Origin of the sequence: Thermosediminibacter litoriperuensis, assembly GCF_008124715.1 — a bacterium.
Classification (GTDB): Bacteria; Bacillota; Thermosediminibacteria; order Thermosediminibacterales; family Thermosediminibacteraceae; genus Thermosediminibacter; species Thermosediminibacter litoriperuensis.
The window spans coordinates 76,513-91,964 of record NZ_VNHO01000010.1 but is presented as its reverse complement, the minus strand read 5'-3'; the positions used below and the strand labels follow the sequence as shown (position 1 = coordinate 91,964).

Here is a 15,452-nt window from a genome sequence, read left to right as displayed (position 1 = left end):
AGAACTATACAAAATGCGCGGCCAGACCATCGAGCGGGTATTTGCCGATGCGAAGGAAAAGCATGGCATGCGCTATACAAATCTACGAGGCTTGAGGAAAGTCGGACATTACCTCACGCTTCTTTTCGCATGCATGAATTTAAAAAAGCTGGCTTTATGGAAGAAAAGACGGGGAACGTTTCCGCCAACAGTCCCCGCTTTACATTCGTTTTTCTTAAAAATTTTCTTCGCCTTCAACAAAAAGCCGCTTTTAGGATGCATAACCTAAAAGCGGCTTTGTCTACAAGCTGGCTGCCCCTTATAAAGGGGCAGCGTTCTTTTTTAAGCATTCTGGAAAAACAGGGCCAGCGTCCCCGGACCGGCATGGGCCCCGATTACCGGCCCGATCCAGGAAATTACGATTTCCCGCGGATTGAACCTCTGCTTTACGGCTTGCGCAAGCTCTAAAGCCATTTCCTCGTCATCCGCGTGGCTTATACCCACCACCTGGTTTTCGACATCCTTCGCCCTTTCTTCCATTATTTCCAGCATTCGCCGGACGGCGTTTTTCCTCCCCCTCACCTTTTCCAGGGGATGAATCGCCCCGTCCACAAAGTGCAGGATCGGCTTTATGTTAAGCAAACCACCTACAAAGGCCTGGGCCGCCGATATCCTGCCTCCCCTTTTCAGGTGGTCCAGGGAATCTACCGTAAATATGTGCTCCATGTGGTGGGCGTAGGGTTCGACGGCTTTTACGATCTCGTCGGCTTCCCGGCCTTCCGCGGCCATCCGGGCGGCTTTCAGCACCACCAGTCCCAGCCCTAAACTTGCGCATTTGGAGTCGATAATTTTTATCTTATCCGCGTCCGGCATGCTGTTTCTGGCTAATAGTGCGGCTTCATAGCTCTTCGTCAGTCTGGAGGAAAGCCCTATAACTATGGGGGTTTGCCCCTGCTCCAGGCATTCTTTAAAACATTCCATGAATCTCGCCGCGTTGACCTGGGAAGTGGTGGGCATGATTTCGCCTCTCCGCATGAGGTCGTAAAATTCCTTGATGGAAAGATGAGAGATGTCTTTTTCCGGATCGTCTTTTAAGGCCACCGGCATCGGGAGCACCTTTACCGGCAGACCTTTTATGATATCCTCCGGAAGGTCGCTGGAGGTATCGGTAATTATAACAGCACCAGCCAATTTACACTTCCCCCTAAACAGATTCTATTAGATCCTTTACCCTGATTTTTATCTCATCCCTTACCTTTCTGAACACATTCAGCCTCTGCTCCTCGCTTCCTTCGGCTCCGGCGGGGTCCGGGAGCCCCCAGTGCCTCACGTCCTTTCCGGGTACGTACGGGCAGTTTTCTGCCGCATCCCCGCACAGGGTGATTATTATATCGAGTTCTCGGTAAGGGATGTCGTCCAGGGATTTAGACCTGTAGCCGGAAATATCTATTCCTTCTTCCTCCATGCACTTTACGGCCAGAGGATGAACGAAACCCGCCGGGTTGGACCCCGCCGAGTAAACCTCCACCTGCTTGTTCAATTTTCCTGCGAAGTACCTGCCGAAGCCTTCCGCCATCTGGCTTCGTGCCGAATTACCTGTACAGATGAACCCGATTTTTTTCACGGTGGTTATCCCTCCAATATACCATTTTATTCTGCGCGATGGATATCTTGCCAGATAATAAATCCATCTTTCAACGGCCGGAATGAACCCTTTTGGAAAGGGGGCTGCCGAATAGCTCATGGAATAAGAAACCCTTTATAATTTCCTCTTCACGGACGAAAGGCTGCTTTTCTTTTTGGGGAAGCACTATCGATTCCTGCCCCACTTCCGCTTGTCTCTCGGGGATATGGTCTTCCATTTCGTACTCGCCGGACAGTTCGGATTCAATCTTGTAATCTTCAAAACTAGATCCAGGCTCTGTTTCTTCCCAGCTATGGTACTTTTCTGTTTCAATATTCGATTCAAGGCCGTTATAGAGTTCGTCCGCCGCACTTTCTTCTACGAAAGGTTCAGAAACATATTCCGACCTTTTGGGGAACTCATCTTTATAGGATTTAATCTCTTCCCGGGTCTGAGTGGTTTCTACCGGAATCTTCCGGGGGCTGCCGGGCTTTTGCTTTCTGCCCAGCAGCCTGCGCAGCCACCGCACCCGGGCGACTACGACAAATACGAAAATGATCAGGGATAAAAGGTTGTCAAAATCCACGAAGGCCCACCGCCTTTATTCTTTTTCCTCCTGCTTCTGCCTATCCTGTCCCAGTTTTGAGAAGGATTCCCTCATCATGGTATCGGCTATGACGTTCCTCATGTTGTAATAGTCCATAACTCCGATCTTTCCGGTGCGCAGAGCCTCGGCCATGGCCTTGGGAACCTCTGCCTCCGCCTCGACTACCTTGGCTCTCATTTCCTGGACCATGGCTTTCATTTCCTGTTCCCTCGCCACGGCCATAGCCCTTCTCTCCTCGGCCTTGGCCTGGGCGATCCGCTTATCGGCTTCGGCCTGGTCGATCTGGAGCCGCGCACCGATATTCCTTCCCACATCAACGTCGGCGATGTCTATAGAGAGGATCTCAAAGGCGGTTCCGGCGTCAAGACCCTTGTTCAGCACGGTCCTTGAAATGGAGTCCGGGTTTTCCAGCACTTCCTTGTGGCTGTTGGATGAGCCCACAGTGGTGACGATGCCCTCGCCTACACGGGCTATTATGGTCTCCTCACCGGCGCCGCCCACCAGCCGGTCAATATTAGCCCTTACGGTAACCCGCGCCTTTACCTTCACCTCGATGCCATCCTTGGCTACAGCGGCTACTATCGGAGTCTCGATGACCTTGGGGTTTACGCTCATCTGCACGGCTTCCAGTACATCCCGCCCCGCCAGGTCTATGGCCGCCGCCCTCTCGAACTCCAGGGGGATGTTCGCCCTCTGGGCCGCTATCAGGGCGTCTATGACCCTGTCCACGTTACCTCCGGCCAGGTAATGGGCCTCGAGCTTGTTTATTTCCACATCCTGCCCCGCTTTGATGGCTTTGATTAGCGGTTTCACTATCTTATCCGGCGGAACGCGCCTTAACCTCATGCCGACGAGGGTGAAAATACCGATTTTAACCCCCGCCGCCAGGGCCGAAATCCATAGCCCCAGAGGTATGAAACTTAAAATAACCGAGAAGAAAACCAAAATAAAACCGAGTATCACCAACAAAAATATGAGTCCGTCCAAAACAAACCCCTCCTCTTATTTTAATCAACCCGCTCGACCACGATCCTGGCACCTTCGACCTTTACCACCCTTACCCTCTGGCCTGATTCGATGAACTCTCCGTCGGATACCACGTCGTGTTTTGTGCCGCCGAAATCGGCAATGCCGGCCGGCCTGAGCGGGGTGAGCGTCACACCCGTGCGCCCCAGCAATTCAGGCTTTTCCTCAGTGGCGGAATATCCCGAAGATTTATCCAGCCGCGAAAAGAGCACCAGCCGGTCGAAAAACGGTGACCGGGCCAGCCTCCTGACAAGGAAGGCGAGGATGACCATGCTTGACACCATGGATATTGTAACTGTTATAAGACCCTGCCTCACGGTAGCCGAAGCCGTTACTATACCGGTGATTATTCCTGTTATGCCCAGCAGCCCGAAAACGCCGAACCCCGGCATCAGGGCTTCAACGGCAAGCAGGATCACGCCGGCCAAAAATAATATTACCGATTCCCAGCCGGCGAGTTCAGCTATCATGTGGCCGGCGAAAAACAGCACCAGGGAGGTTATGCCTATAAAACCGGGCACGCCGAAGCCCGGGGCCAGCACCTCGGTGATAATCCCTATGAACCCGATGGTGAGAAGCATCGGAGCCACAAAGGGGCCGGTCACGAAGCTGGCAACCCTCTCCAAAAAATAGGGCTTTACCTCTTTTATTTCCCTGTCACCGACCCCAATGGCGGCCAGGAGTTCCTTCCTGTCGGCTGCGATCCCATCGGCCAGCTTCAGTTCCAGGGCTTTTTGGGCGGTGAGGGAAAGGATTTTTCCCTTTTCCTTTAAACCCTCTATTTCCACATCGGCATCGGCCATGGCCGCAACGATCCTTGGATCCCTTCCCCTTCTCTCCGCAGCGCCTTCCAGCTTCGACCTCCAGTAGGATATGGCCTTCTCCTCTTTGGGGATGGTTTCCGCTGCACCTATTGTGGAGCCGGGGGCCATGTATAGTTTTTCGCAGGAAACGGCGATAAGCACGCCCGCCGACGTGGCCTGGCTGTTGACATAGGCCGCCGTCGGCACGGGGGAGTTCAGAATGGTCTGGCTTATCTCAACGGCGGTATCCACCCGTCCTCCGGGCGTATCTATCTCTAAAACTAAAAGGGACGCCTGTTCTTCCCGGGCTTCTTCCACAGCCCTCTTTACAAATTTGGCCATACCCGGGTCCACCATACCCTTTACCGGCACGAATACTACTTCTCCCTTTTCATTCGGAAGCCCCGAAGCGTTTGTGAACAGCGAAAATAAAAATAAAACCGTAATTGCGAAAATGAAGAGAGTTCTCACTCCGGATCTCACCGGACCACCTTCTTCTGCTCAATTTTTGATCAAATCTACTATTATCTTAATTAATTATATCACAGTTTGGTCCTGTTGATCTTATCGATATTTTCAATATTTTCATCTATTACCCTGAATTCATAACCCTCTTCCCTCAGGTACTCGATTATCCGGGGCAGGATTTCGACGGTGTTTTTCTTTGAGTCCATATCGTGCATGAGCAGCACCACCGGATCCTTGCCCTTCGTCGTCCACCGAACGTAGTTCATCATCTGTTCCTTCGAAGGCGGCGGCTTTAGGGCGTCGCCGGTGGAGGCGTTCCAGTCGACGTAGATATATCCCTCTTTCTTGAGCTGGTCTACGATTTTCTTCATGATTTCCGGCCCGCCGAATCTTGCGCTCACCTTATTGTCCGAACCGCCGGGAAAGCGGATGATCCGCGGCCTTATTCCAACAGCTTCGTAGATCATATCCTCCTCTTTTTTGAGGTCCGCCATGAAATTTTCCACCGACGAGTAGATCAACTCGTACCGGTGGCTGTAGGTGTGATTACCCAGCCCGTGGCCCGCCTCGTAGATCTTCCTGTACATCTCTGCGTAATCCTTCTTCATCCAGCCGTTTACGAAAAAGGTAGCCTTTACCCCGTACCTGTCCAGCACTTCCAGTATTGCTCCGGTATTGGCGCTGGGACCGTCGTCAAAGGTAAGGTATGCTATCTTCCTCTTTTCCCATCCCCAGGAATAAGAACTTTCTATACCGAGAAGCCTCTTGGCCAACAGCGTGTTGAGCTCGCCGGTATAATAGTCCTCGAAACCGGCGGCAGCGGCACTGCCGGGAAAAACCTGCTTCTGGCCTCCGGTGCCGGGGCTGTATACCGCTCCCATCACCCAGGGGAGGTAGCCCTCCGTAAAGAGAGCCAGCGTTACTCCTAAGACAATCCCGAACACTGCCGTCACGAGAACTAGGATTGCGACGAAGCCCCTTTCACTTTTAAACCCCATCAAAATCAGCTTCTCTCCACAAGGTCTTTCGCTTTGGATTCATCATATCAATTCCAGAGGGCTTTGTAAATACGATCGCCCTAATAATCTTTTTACAATTTTATTGCAACTTAAAATTTATTTATGACAGCGTTCTGTATATTTCCCCGGCGCTCTTTTTTAAAACAGGATGCTGGTAATCGGGGTCTATCTCGGCGATCGGCCCCATTACGAAGGCCCTGTTGTGGGCATCGGGGTGAGGTATTATGAGGCCTTCTTCCCTGATCACCAGGTCTTCGTAAAATATCAGGTCCAGGTCTATATTCCTCGGCCCCCAGCGGATTTTTCTTTCCCGGCCCATATCCCTCTCGATTTCCAGCAGGGCGTCCAGCAGCTCCCGGGGGTTGAGTTCCGTTTCGACGAGGCAGGCGGCGTTCAGGAATTTATCCTGTTTTGTATACCCGTAAGGCTCCGTTTCGATGATCCCGGACATCTTTAGGATTTTTATCCCCCGCCGCTTCATCCGCTCGACGGCTTCCATGATGTTCTTTTCCCGGTTCCCCAGGTTGCTGCCCAGGGCTATGAACGCCCTTGGCATTTTACCGCCTCCAGTACGTCTATCACCCGCCTGTTTTCCTTTACATCGTGCACCCTCACTATATCAACGCCTTTCATGACGCAAAGAGCCGTGACGGCAAGGGTGCCCTCCAGCCTTTCTTCAGGGGGTGCATCGCCCAGGGCTTTTCCTATAAAAGTCTTCCTGGACGCCCCTATGAGCAGCGGCTTTTTAAGGCTCTTAAATTCTTCCAGCCGCGCCAGGATCTCCAGGTTGTGCCGGTACTGCTTTCCGAAGCCGATCCCCGGGTCCAGGATGATCTTGGCCGGGTCCACGCCGGCGGCTTCCGCAAACTCCATCCTTTCCAGGAAGTATTCGGCTATCTCCCTTACCACGTCGTCGTAATGCGGGTCCTTCTGCATGTCTTTCGGAGTGCCCTTAATATGCATCAGCACCAGGGGAGCCCTGAACTCGGCAGCCACCCTGACCAGGTTTTCATCGAACATGAGTCCGCTTATGTCGTTTATTATATCAGCCCCGGCCTGTAGAGCTTTTCGGGCCACTTCAGCCCTGTACGTATCTACCGATATGGGAATCCGGGGAAAGCTCTCCCGTATAGCCTTTACCGCAGGAACGACCCTGGCCAGTTCCTCTTCTTCGGCGACCGGTTCGGAACCCGGGCGGGTTGAGAGCCCTCCGACGTCAATGATGTCGGCGCCGCATTCCACCATATGAGAAGCGGCTTCCAGGATCTCCTTCAGGTCCTGCTTTCTCGAGCCGGTGTAAAACGAGTCCGGCGTCACATTGATAATCCCCATGACCAGGGTACGCTCGAAGGATATTCTCCTGCCCCAGGGGCTGTCAATATATTCCGCCTTCCGCCTTTCCAGGAAATCCTTCAGTTCTTTCCTCACGCGCGTCAGACCGAAATAATCGGCCGCCTCCATTTTTTTGACCAGGGCTTCATAATGCTTTCTAGTACCCAGGAGTATCACATCCGATTCGCTCACTTTGCAGTCCACCGCGTTTTTATGGACCACTGCATCCCCGCCCAGCGAGAGCATCTCCTGCTTCAATACGTTGGCTCCCGGTGCAGAGACGCCGTAGATTTTCAAAAGGATAATCCTAGATTTTCTTTCAAAAATGGGGAACGATGCGGGATGGGCTTTCACCCTTTCCATCTCCGCCCGCAAAAAATCAAGGCTTAACTCAATCAGCATCTTCAAGCCACCCCTTCTCAACGCATGCAAATGCGTCGTGGTTGTGTATGCTCTCGAAACTGGTCACCTCGACCCTGTACCATTCTATCCTGTCGTCCCTTTCCAGTTCCAGGGCCACGTCCCTGGTCACGTCCTCCACAAATTTGGCGTTTTGATACGCCCGTTCCGTCACGAATTTTTCATCCGGCCGCTTGAGCAGGGTGTATATGGGACAGCTGGCGTTCTTCTCGGCGATTTCGACAAGGTTCTCAAACCATATCATCTTCCTGGACCTCACGTATATTTCCACTACCGCCCTCTGGTTGTGGGCTCCGCTTTCGCTTATCTCCCTGGAGCACGGGCAGAGGGTATGTACCGGCACACTAACCCCCATCGTTATGGCAGACTCGGCACTTTTTTCGGCTCTGATTATTGCTTCGATTTTGAGGGGTGACGCCAGCCCTGAGACCGGCGAATCCTTCCATATAAAATACGGAAAAGACATCTCCAGGTGGCTGCTCTCCGCCTGCAACTTTTCCTTGATCTTTGCTAGGATGTCTTCCAGGGCTTTTGGACTCAGCATTTCAAGGTCGTTCAGCACTTCCACGAACCTGCTCATGTGGGTTCCTCTCATGTAATGCTTCAAGTCTACCGAAAGGCTCACCCTGGCGACGGTATGCTGGTAACCCTTACTTTTGTCCAACACCTTGAGGGGCCACTCGATATTTTTTACACCGACCTTTTTCAGAGGCACCCTTCTCTCGTCCCTCTCACTCTGAACGTCCTTCAAGACCTTCACCCCTGTAGACGGCTCCGCTGGTGGCGGTCTCCCAGACCTGCACCTCGTAAAGCCTGCAGTTTTCCCTATTTACCCTTTCCTCCAACCGTTTCCATACCCACACCGCAATGTTTTCCGCGGAGGGTTGTTCCACGAAATCATTGATGTAGGAGTGGTCGAGGAGCTTCAGCACCCTGTCCTCCACTATGTTTTTCAGCTCCAGAAAGTCCATTATCATGCCCTCAGCGTCGGGGGTTCCCTCCAGCACCACCACCAGCCTGTAAGTATGGCCGTGCAGTTTCTCGCATTTGCCTTTATACTTTACCAGGTTATGGGCCGCATCGAATTTGAATTCCTTTATCAGAAACAAACTTACCACCTCATACGCACCGGTGTTTGTTTTATCATAACTCTGGAACCGCGCTTCTGTCAATTTAAATTAGATTCAGCTCTCCACCCGGTCCAGCAGGTTATGCAGCCTTTCGAACAGCAAACCCACAACGTACCAAAAAGGCACGTAATCCAACCTTATGAGGCCGTCCACAGCAAAAGCGCTTTCCCCGTAATCCCAGGGGCATACACCCACCAGCACCCTGATGGCGAGACCGCTGAAATACTCGACAGCGATTATGACACCGGTCCAGAAGATCCCCCTCAACCAGGCGGGTACATGCCTTATCATATCGTGGACGGGTTCTAACATGACCGCAGAACCGTATATTGGAAACATCCATAGGTACGTCCATCCCGTCAGCCTCGGATCCCCCCTCAGGATGGAACCAATTCCCGTGAAGGTAATCTCCATTATCCAGCCCACCGCACCGTATATCAGGAAGTGACGTATCTTTGCCTTCATAGTCTTATTTTTTCACCGGCTCAAAATAAAAAAACGCCTAAGCGGTTTTAACGCGGAAAAACTGCCGGCCGGATTCGTAAAAATTCGTTATCTCGCCCTCATCCAGCAGGTATCCGATATACGCCATAACCGTCAGGTTCATAAGGTAGTACTGGGTCATATTGCCCATGACGATGCCGAACCTGTCGCACACTCCTGCCAGTACTTCCTCCGCCGTGCGGGGTTCCCTGAGAGACTCCATTACGTATTCTACGGTTTCGAGAATCCTTTTCCGGTTGGCGGACACCACCGGCCTTATATTTTCTACAGGGTCGCCGTGGGAGGGCACAAAGAAGCCTTCACTCCTCTCTTCCAGGAGATCCAGCGTTTTCAGGGCTTTCTTTATGTCGGCGTTGAGCGGAACACCGTGTTTTTCTATGTATCCCGGTGCTATTACCGAATCGGCGCAGAAGAGCACCCCGCCGGCTGCGACGCCTATCTGCCCCGGAGTATGCCCCGAAAGGTCCAGAATTTCCACCTCAAAGCCTTCCGGGGTCTGGACTCCGGCCTCCAGAACTCCGTCTACCTTCACTCCCGGTGCCAGCAGGAATTTATTCCTGAGCGGCGCCGGAGGGTATGCCCCTGAAAAGAGGTATACCGGCTCCCAGATAGGGAATTCCAGCACCGTTTTTTCGTAAGCGTTTGAAAACACCCTTGCCCCCGTGGTCTTTACCAGGTGGGGTGCGCCGCCGCAGTGGTCGGCGTGGGCGTGGGTTATTATTATACCTTTCAGCTTAAAGCCGTTCTCTTCTATGATCCTCTTTACCTTGCGGGATACGCTGTCGTCTATGCCGGCGTCCACGAGCAGTGCTTCGCCGCCGTCCCCGGTGATCAGCCCCATGTTTACCGCAGCGTCGATACAGTAGACGTTATCCCCGATTCTGTTAAGCTTCAAGGCCATTCATCCTCTCCGGAATTTCTCTTTGTAATCCCAAGATTTTTATATATTCATCAAGGCTTTTTTCGACCTGTCCTGCGATAAAGTCTATGAAGTCTTTCAGGTTTCCCTTTACGCTTGCTTTCTCCAACGCTTCCAAGTATTCCAAACGGTCTTCAACTTTTATTACGGCAGGGGGGTAGCCGTTTTTCATCAATATAAGATTCATAAGCAGCCTTGCTACCCTGCCGTTGCCGTCTACAAACGGATGAATATACGTAAACTTATGGTGAAAAACCGCCGCCAATTCTACCGGGTGAAGTTTTGCTTTATTCTCTTTATACCATTCGAGAAGGTCCCGCATGAGTTCCCGAACAAATAAACCCTCCGGAGGCCTGTGTTTGCTGCCGCTGATCATTAAGTTTATTTCCCCCTACCGACGGTAATGCCTTCCTCCAGCACTAACTTCGTTTCTATCAGTGTAAGGGTATTGCCTTCTATGGCATTGGAATTGTAAGTCCATTCCACATCGTACTAGGATTTGAGATTTCTCAACGCACTTTGCGGAAAGGGCCTTCTGCTGTCTATTAAAGCCTTCTTCCTGTCAAGGGATTCGAACATAAATATATCCCGCCCTTTAACGTTTCCTTTCCCATTCCCAAGCAGTTTTTATGATAAACCCCAAGTCGTCGTACAGCGGCTTCCAGCCCAGCTTCTCCCTTATCTTCCGGGAGTCGGCCACCAGCTCCGGCGGGTCCCCCGGCCTCCGGGCCGTGTATTCCACCGGAAAGTACACTCCGGTTACTTTCTTCGCTTCATCCACTACTTCCCGCACCGAATAGCCCCTGCCGTAGCCGCAGTTGAACACATCGCTACGCCCACCGGAAAGCAGGTACTCCAGGGCCAGGATGTGGGCGCCGGCCAGGTCCATCACGTGGATGTAATCCCTTACGCAGGTCCCGTCGTAGGTGGGGTAGTCGGTGCCGTAGACGTAAAGCCTGTCCCTCTTGCCGCAGGCGGTCCTTACGCACATGGTTATAAGGTGGGTGGCGTCGGCTTTCATCTCGCCTATCTTACCCTCGGGGTCCGCCCCGGCCACGTTGAAGTACCTGAGGGAAACGTACCTGAAGTCCTCGGCCGCCGAAAGATCCTTCAGCACCGCTTCTACTGCGGCCTTGCTCCTCCCGTAAGGGTTCACGGGGTTAAGAGGAAAATCCTCGGTTATGGGCATCCTGGCAGGCTCGCCGTAGACTGCCGCCGTGGAAGAGAATATTAGCTTGTTCACACCGCACCGCCGCATTGCCTTCAGGATGTTCAGCGCGCCGCAGGTGTTGTTTTCGTAATACATGAGCGGCTTTTGCACCGACTCGGGCACGACGATCTTTGCGGCAAAATGCATTACGGCGTCGGGCCTGAACCCGTCCATAGCCCTCTCAAGGGTTTCCAAATCCAGTATGTCCCCCTCGACCAATTCCCCCGCCAGTACGGCGCCCCGCCTGCCCGTAGAGAGGTTGTCGAAAACCATGACTTCGTAGCCCTTTTCGGCAAGGAGCTTTACCACATGGCTTCCTATGTATCCGGCTCCTCCGGTGACAAACACTCTAGCCATAAATTTTCTCCTTTCTCCCAACCCGTAAAAATTTATGGTCAAAGTTCTTCTAGAAAATTGCAGAATGCCAACAACTCGTTTTCTGTCTTAGAAAAAACTTCCTCAACACTATCTAAAAGCATTTTTATCCTGTTTACTTTGAAGTTACGGGCGTAAACATTTCTTACAATATGTCTGAAAGCTCTGTACTCGTCAAGTCTTTGTCTTAATTCCTGCGAAATAACCGCGGGTCGTATCTTGGGTATTTCAGTGGCTATTTGTCTCAACAATTCTTGATGCCAGTTGCTCCCTGAAGGCTTGGTTTCATCAACATTCTCCGCAATAAGCTCGAATATCCTTTCAAGACCGCTGTAAAAATCGTGAAGGTTCAAAGCTACGCTGTCCAGGTAAAGGGAATCTGAAGATTGCTGAGCCCTTTCCCAAGCTATCTTGGCTCTTTCAATGCTAGTTTTAATTTCCGACAGTTCCTGTTTTATACGTCCCGATATTGTGAGGTATTTACCGTTCACAACAGCACCCCCTCCCGATCAATTCTCTCTTTCAGCGAAGCAGCACAGTTATCCAGATCTATTAGATCTATTTTGAATTTACTATCCAGAGAAGTAACTTCGGCAACGGCTTTAAAAAATAGTTCATCGACAAGACCCGAAACGGCTATATCTATGTCCGACCATTTGTTAAACCTTGATCGGTCGGTTAGGGAACCGAAGACCAAAACCCTTTCTGCTCTAAATTTCGTGTATAATAATTCGGCTGCTTTTTTGGCCGCATTCCAGGCCTCTTCATACCTGTTTTTAAGAGCTTCTTTCTCTAACATCGATCTTTGTCGTAAAAATTTTTTGTATATTTGGAGTTCTTCAAAGGTCATGTCTTTGGCTGTTTTCGCCATTTCCTCCACCTCAAAAAAATCATACCAATATTTAAATTTTTTGTCAAAATTCTTTGGAGCACCTTATTTTCTTACCACTTTCAACTCCCGGTTTCCCAGAAAGTCCGAACAGGGGTTGTGGGACCTGTAATTTTCCAGGGCTTTTTTCGCGTCATGATTCGCGTAGCAGTAGCGGCAGCCGTGGGGGCAGGTGTTGTATACGCCTATGTCCACGCTCTTGTAACAGCCGCACCCGGGCCTCGTGGGATTCAAAGGGGATTTTATTTCGACGGAATACAGTTCATTTATCATGTTCACATCCACGCAGCTTCCCCGCTCCATGTATTCGCCCGCGAGAAAGTCGCTGCAGCAGCTGTAAACCCTGATGCCGTAATCGCGGGCGATGCTTCCCAGGCGGTTGGCAAAATTCCTCTTCGTGTCCTCGTCCCATTCCAGCAGGCGGATACCCCTTTTCCGCTCAAGCATGGCGAAGTTTCTCCTTACTTTGTCGTACAGTGTGGCAAAGCTGATATAGCAGCGCCGGGTATAACCCTTGAGCTTGCGGGCGAGGGATTCAAACCGCTCCAGGTAGAAATCCTCCCCGGTGACATCGGTAATGACAATCGGATCAAACCTCCACTGTACATGGCCGGGCGAAAACTTGCGGGAAATCTCTATAAACTGTTCTACAGCTTCACCGGCGGAAATGACGTTATCCTCCAGTATACCGTGCAGGCCCGTGATGGTAAATAAAAAGTAAAGGCGGTATTTTTCTTTCAGCTCATCAAGGCAAGGAATGAGGGGCCCGAAGTTTTTGCTCCAGAATACTACAGCATCCACGTCTTCGGGCTTGAGCGACACTTCCCACCCCACCCCGTTGAACGGATTATAGACCACAACTCTGCCCTTGCGGACCTTGTCCATAAACCAGCCGGCGTAAAAGGCCGGAATGTCGGTTCTTCTGCTGGCCGATATTATCATGCAGCATCACCCACGTTTATTTTAATATATAATAGTCTCTACTTCAAAATCATATGGCAGCTTTTTAACCGGGGCAAAATCCCAGAATGCTTTTTAAAGGACATTCGAGCTCGGACAAAAAAGTGGTAAAATAAAAACACCCGCTTTTTCCAGCAGGTGCCTTCGCTCCTTTCTTTACTCTACCAGCATCTCCGCGTAGCTCATTACGCCTTCCGTGGCGGCCTTTTTTACGACACTGACCAGTTCTTTCAGACTCTTTACGTGCCTTGCCCGGCAGGCTTTCACCGCCATAGGCAGGTTTAAACCTGTGAGGATGTCTATCCTAGCATTTCTGAGCTCCGACCCAATCAGTTCAAAACAGGCGTTGCAGGGCGTCCCGCCGAACAGGTCGGCCAGGATGAGTACACCCCTTCCCCTATCCACCCTGGAAACCGCCTCCACCACCCTGAGTTTAAAATTTTCTTTGCTTTCGCCAGGGTGCAGGCCAACGGACTCAATGTGCTGCTGAACCCCCATGACCGTTTCCAGGGTCTTATGCAGTTCTGGAGCAAGATTGCAATGGGATACCATGACTATCCCGACCATCGATGATCAACCCCGTGGCGGTATCATTTAAGAACCTTGACATGTACCTGAGAAACCTGTAACATATTCTGAAGAGGCATGTAATAAATGGCTTGACAATATTTTAATTATAGACAAGTTGTCTTTTCTAGTCAATTTGTCGTTCGGGGCAAAATTAGCTCATTAAAAGCAATTTAGACGGAATACCTCGATTTTTATCTTTTTTTTCCGGCGATTTTAGACTTTTTGTCATTATTTTTATTAATGGGGAGATTATATGGCTGAGATAAGTAAAAAAATAGACCTAATTAAGGGAAACCTGTCTTATTCGGAACTAGCCGATAGAATTTACGAAAAAACGGGCTACAAAATTCATTATACGACCCTGCAGAAGTACGCCACCGGGAAGCGTGAACCTTCTAAAAAGGTACTTAAGGTACTTTCCGCCTACGCAGAAAAACCGCTCAGCTGGTTTCTGGAGGACGAAGAGCAAGAAATCCCTCATGATTTTTTGGTGAATGAAAACCAGGAAATCTCTTACGAGTATCAAGAGATCTTCAAAAAAGCCAAAGATAAAAAGATTCCACCTTCCAGCCTGAAGCTTTTCATAGAAGCTGTAGAAGAGGCGCGGAAGGAAAAAACATAACAAAGCCGCCGGCGATGTATCAGCGGCTTAATGTTGTTTTCATGGAACTAAACTTCCAATGCTACTTCGCGGAAAAATTGAGCGGATTGCCTGTAAGTCTGTGAACAAGATGTACGAGCAGCGGGTATATAACGACGATTAAAATCCTCCGCACCGTCTGGATTACCACCACAGCCGGGTGGTTAACATCGTAGGACTCCGAAAGCACTATCATCTCCTGCATACCCCCGGGCACACTGCCAAAGAGCGAAGTATAAAGGTCGGTGCCGGTAACCCTGCTTACCACAAATCCAGTTATAACCCCGAATACGGCCAGCATAACAACTACCATCAGGGAAGGAATTAAATAGTTTTTTAGTTCCGACACCAGCTGCCTTGTGATGGAGAGGCCCAGAAACCCTCCCACGGTTATCTGAGCCAGGGTATTGAAGTACTCCGGAATTTCGGGATTTGCGCCGAGTAGATTCGCCGTACCGACGAATACCATGGCTCCGATGAGACTACCCGCCGGTAGCCTCAGTTCTCTGCCTATGAAGCCTCCTGCAATGGCAAGGGTGAATGTTAATATTATCCTGTTCACCTGAGATCTCCCCCATAAAAGCTAGATTCAGCAAAGCAGTAAAGTTAGCCCGCTCAAGCTGCATATAAGAAAATCGGGCTCTGCCCGAACCAGTTCCTTCAGGTCGCCTATGCCGTAAGTCACACCGCAGGTGTGAGCACCGGCCCGCTTACCCGCCAGTACGTCCAGGTGTGAGTCTCCAACGACTAGAGTTTTTTCAGGCTCCGCACCCAGCTCGCTCATGACCTTGAGCATCATCTCCGGATCCGGCTTATTCCTGCTCACTTTTTCAGGGCCAATGACAGCAGAAAAATACCGCCTGATGTCAAAGTATTCAAGCAGCCTCTCGCCCAGGGTGGGAAGGTTTAAGTTTCCCAGCATCAGATTTACGGAGTTCACAATATCATTTTTTTAGTCTTTGAGAGTACCGTCCAGG

21 protein-coding genes and 1 pseudogene are annotated in these 15,452 nt (G+C 50.9%); 2 read left to right on the top strand and 20 right to left on the bottom strand.

The annotated features are described in order from the left end of the window. A partial coding sequence (locus LZ11_RS05950) for a transposase (protein WP_222927201.1) occupies positions 1-268 on the top strand: 268 nt, incomplete at its 5' end. A 53-nt stretch (positions 269-321) separates the two neighbouring features. On the opposite strand, the gene LZ11_RS05945 is transcribed toward LZ11_RS05950, so the two are convergent. From LZ11_RS05945 to LZ11_RS05860, 18 genes and pseudogenes are all read right to left on the bottom strand, one after another. Beyond that, a complete protein-coding gene (locus LZ11_RS05945) occupies positions 322-1,170 on the bottom strand; it encodes a DegV family protein (protein ID WP_148866986.1) in 849 nt (282 codons plus the stop codon). 13 nt (positions 1,171-1,183) lie between these two features. After that, positions 1,184-1,603: an arsenate reductase ArsC gene (locus LZ11_RS05940; RefSeq protein WP_148866985.1), complete on the bottom strand. Its 420-nt coding sequence runs from the start codon at positions 1,601-1,603 to the stop codon at positions 1,184-1,186. Between the two features lie 70 nt (positions 1,604-1,673). Continuing rightward, positions 1,674-2,189, bottom strand: a complete 516-nt coding sequence (locus tag LZ11_RS05935; protein ID WP_148866984.1) for a hypothetical protein — start codon at positions 2,187-2,189, stop codon at positions 1,674-1,676. 15 nt (positions 2,190-2,204) lie between these two features. After that, positions 2,205-3,197 (bottom strand): flotillin-like protein FloA, encoded by a 993-nt coding sequence (gene floA, locus LZ11_RS05930; RefSeq protein ID WP_148866983.1) that lies wholly within the window; start codon positions 3,195-3,197, stop codon positions 2,205-2,207. A 20-nt stretch (positions 3,198-3,217) separates the two neighbouring features. Further along, complete coding sequence (locus tag LZ11_RS05925; protein ID WP_148866982.1) at positions 3,218-4,522, bottom strand: NfeD family protein; 1,305 nt, start codon at positions 4,520-4,522, stop codon at positions 3,218-3,220. A gap of 59 nt (positions 4,523-4,581) precedes the next feature. After that, the gene (locus LZ11_RS05920) at positions 4,582-5,505 is read right to left on the bottom strand and encodes a polysaccharide deacetylase family protein (protein ID WP_170240309.1); all 924 of its coding nucleotides are present in this window, start codon (positions 5,503-5,505) and stop codon (positions 4,582-4,584) included. Between the two features lie 121 nt (positions 5,506-5,626). Continuing rightward, complete coding sequence (folK, locus tag LZ11_RS05915) at positions 5,627-6,082, bottom strand: 2-amino-4-hydroxy-6-hydroxymethyldihydropteridine diphosphokinase (protein WP_148866980.1); 456 nt, start codon at positions 6,080-6,082, stop codon at positions 5,627-5,629. After that, positions 6,064-7,260 (bottom strand): dihydropteroate synthase, encoded by a 1,197-nt coding sequence (gene folP / locus LZ11_RS05910; RefSeq protein ID WP_148866979.1) that lies wholly within the window; start codon positions 7,258-7,260, stop codon positions 6,064-6,066. The genes folK and folP overlap by 19 nt, the downstream gene beginning before the upstream one ends. Further along, on the bottom strand, positions 7,250-8,029 hold the full coding sequence (gene folE2, locus LZ11_RS05905) for a GTP cyclohydrolase FolE2 (protein ID WP_148866978.1): 780 nt from the start codon (positions 8,027-8,029) through the stop codon (positions 7,250-7,252). The genes folP and folE2 overlap by 11 nt, the downstream gene beginning before the upstream one ends. Continuing rightward, positions 8,010-8,387: a 6-carboxytetrahydropterin synthase QueD gene (gene queD, locus LZ11_RS05900; protein ID WP_148866977.1), complete on the bottom strand. Its 378-nt coding sequence runs from the start codon at positions 8,385-8,387 to the stop codon at positions 8,010-8,012. Before queD ends, folE2 begins: the two co-directional genes overlap by 20 nt. A gap of 75 nt (positions 8,388-8,462) precedes the next feature. Next, a complete protein-coding gene (locus tag LZ11_RS05895; RefSeq protein ID WP_148866976.1) occupies positions 8,463-8,873 on the bottom strand; it encodes a putative ABC transporter permease in 411 nt (136 codons plus the stop codon). A 37-nt stretch (positions 8,874-8,910) separates the two neighbouring features. Further along, positions 8,911-9,807: an MBL fold metallo-hydrolase gene (locus LZ11_RS05890; RefSeq protein ID WP_170240308.1), complete on the bottom strand. Its 897-nt coding sequence runs from the start codon at positions 9,805-9,807 to the stop codon at positions 8,911-8,913. Then, positions 9,797-10,410: pseudogene (locus LZ11_RS05885) on the bottom strand (Fic family protein). Before LZ11_RS05885 ends, LZ11_RS05890 begins: the two are co-directional and overlap by 11 nt. A gap of 16 nt (positions 10,411-10,426) precedes the next feature. Continuing rightward, on the bottom strand, positions 10,427-11,398 hold the full coding sequence (gene galE / locus LZ11_RS05880; protein ID WP_148866974.1) for a UDP-glucose 4-epimerase GalE: 972 nt from the start codon (positions 11,396-11,398) through the stop codon (positions 10,427-10,429). Positions 11,399-11,436: 38 nt separating this feature from the next. Further along, complete coding sequence (locus LZ11_RS05875) at positions 11,437-11,907, bottom strand: ribonuclease toxin HepT-like protein (protein WP_148866973.1); 471 nt, start codon at positions 11,905-11,907, stop codon at positions 11,437-11,439. After that, positions 11,904-12,287, bottom strand: coding sequence for a nucleotidyltransferase family protein (locus LZ11_RS05870; protein ID WP_148866972.1), 384 nt, complete (start codon positions 12,285-12,287; stop codon positions 11,904-11,906). The genes LZ11_RS05875 and LZ11_RS05870 overlap by 4 nt, the downstream gene beginning before the upstream one ends. Before the next feature lie 63 nt (positions 12,288-12,350). Next, positions 12,351-13,247 (bottom strand): DUF1848 domain-containing protein, encoded by an 897-nt coding sequence (locus LZ11_RS05865; protein WP_148866971.1) that lies wholly within the window; start codon positions 13,245-13,247, stop codon positions 12,351-12,353. Positions 13,248-13,421: 174 nt separating this feature from the next. Further along, entirely contained in the window at positions 13,422-13,832 is a 411-nt protein-coding gene (locus tag LZ11_RS05860; protein WP_148866970.1) for a PTS sugar transporter subunit IIA, read from the bottom strand. A 256-nt stretch (positions 13,833-14,088) separates the two neighbouring features. On the opposite strand from LZ11_RS05860, the gene LZ11_RS05855 reads away from it, so the two are divergent. Further along, positions 14,089-14,457, top strand: a complete 369-nt coding sequence (locus tag LZ11_RS05855) for a helix-turn-helix domain-containing protein (RefSeq protein ID WP_148866969.1) — start codon at positions 14,089-14,091, stop codon at positions 14,455-14,457. Positions 14,458-14,518: 61 nt separating this feature from the next. On the opposite strand, the gene LZ11_RS05850 is transcribed toward LZ11_RS05855, so the two are convergent. Further along, positions 14,519-15,037: an AbrB family transcriptional regulator gene (locus tag LZ11_RS05850; RefSeq protein WP_148866968.1), complete on the bottom strand. Its 519-nt coding sequence runs from the start codon at positions 15,035-15,037 to the stop codon at positions 14,519-14,521. A 27-nt stretch (positions 15,038-15,064) separates the two neighbouring features. Beyond that, the gene (locus LZ11_RS05845) at positions 15,065-15,415 is read right to left on the bottom strand and encodes an HAD family hydrolase (protein ID WP_148866967.1); all 351 of its coding nucleotides are present in this window, start codon (positions 15,413-15,415) and stop codon (positions 15,065-15,067) included. Between the last annotated feature and the right edge of the window lie 37 nt (positions 15,416-15,452).

Bases quoted from the DNA above. Each gene is read 5' to 3' on its own strand.
- LZ11_RS05920 (WP_170240309.1), bottom strand. From the start codon at position 5,505: ATGGGGTTTAAAAGTGAAAGGGGCTTCGTCGCAATCCTAGTTCTCGTG.
- folK (WP_148866980.1), bottom strand. From the start codon at position 6,082: ATGCCAAGGGCGTTCATAGCCCTGGGCAGCAACCTGGGGAACCGGGAA.
- folP (WP_148866979.1), bottom strand. From the start codon at position 7,260: ATGCTGATTGAGTTAAGCCTTGATTTTTTGCGGGCGGAGATGGAAAGG.
- LZ11_RS05895 (WP_148866976.1), bottom strand. From the start codon at position 8,873: ATGAAGGCAAAGATACGTCACTTCCTGATATACGGTGCGGTGGGCTGG.
- galE (WP_148866974.1), bottom strand. From the start codon at position 11,398: ATGGCTAGAGTGTTTGTCACCGGAGGAGCCGGATACATAGGAAGCCAT.
- LZ11_RS05870 (WP_148866972.1), bottom strand. From the start codon at position 12,287: ATGGCGAAAACAGCCAAAGACATGACCTTTGAAGAACTCCAAATATAC.
- LZ11_RS05865 (WP_148866971.1), bottom strand. From the start codon at position 13,247: ATGATAATATCGGCCAGCAGAAGAACCGACATTCCGGCCTTTTACGCC.
- LZ11_RS05860 (WP_148866970.1), bottom strand. From the start codon at position 13,832: ATGGTCGGGATAGTCATGGTATCCCATTGCAATCTTGCTCCAGAACTG.
- LZ11_RS05855 (WP_148866969.1), top strand. From the start codon at position 14,089: ATGGCTGAGATAAGTAAAAAAATAGACCTAATTAAGGGAAACCTGTCT.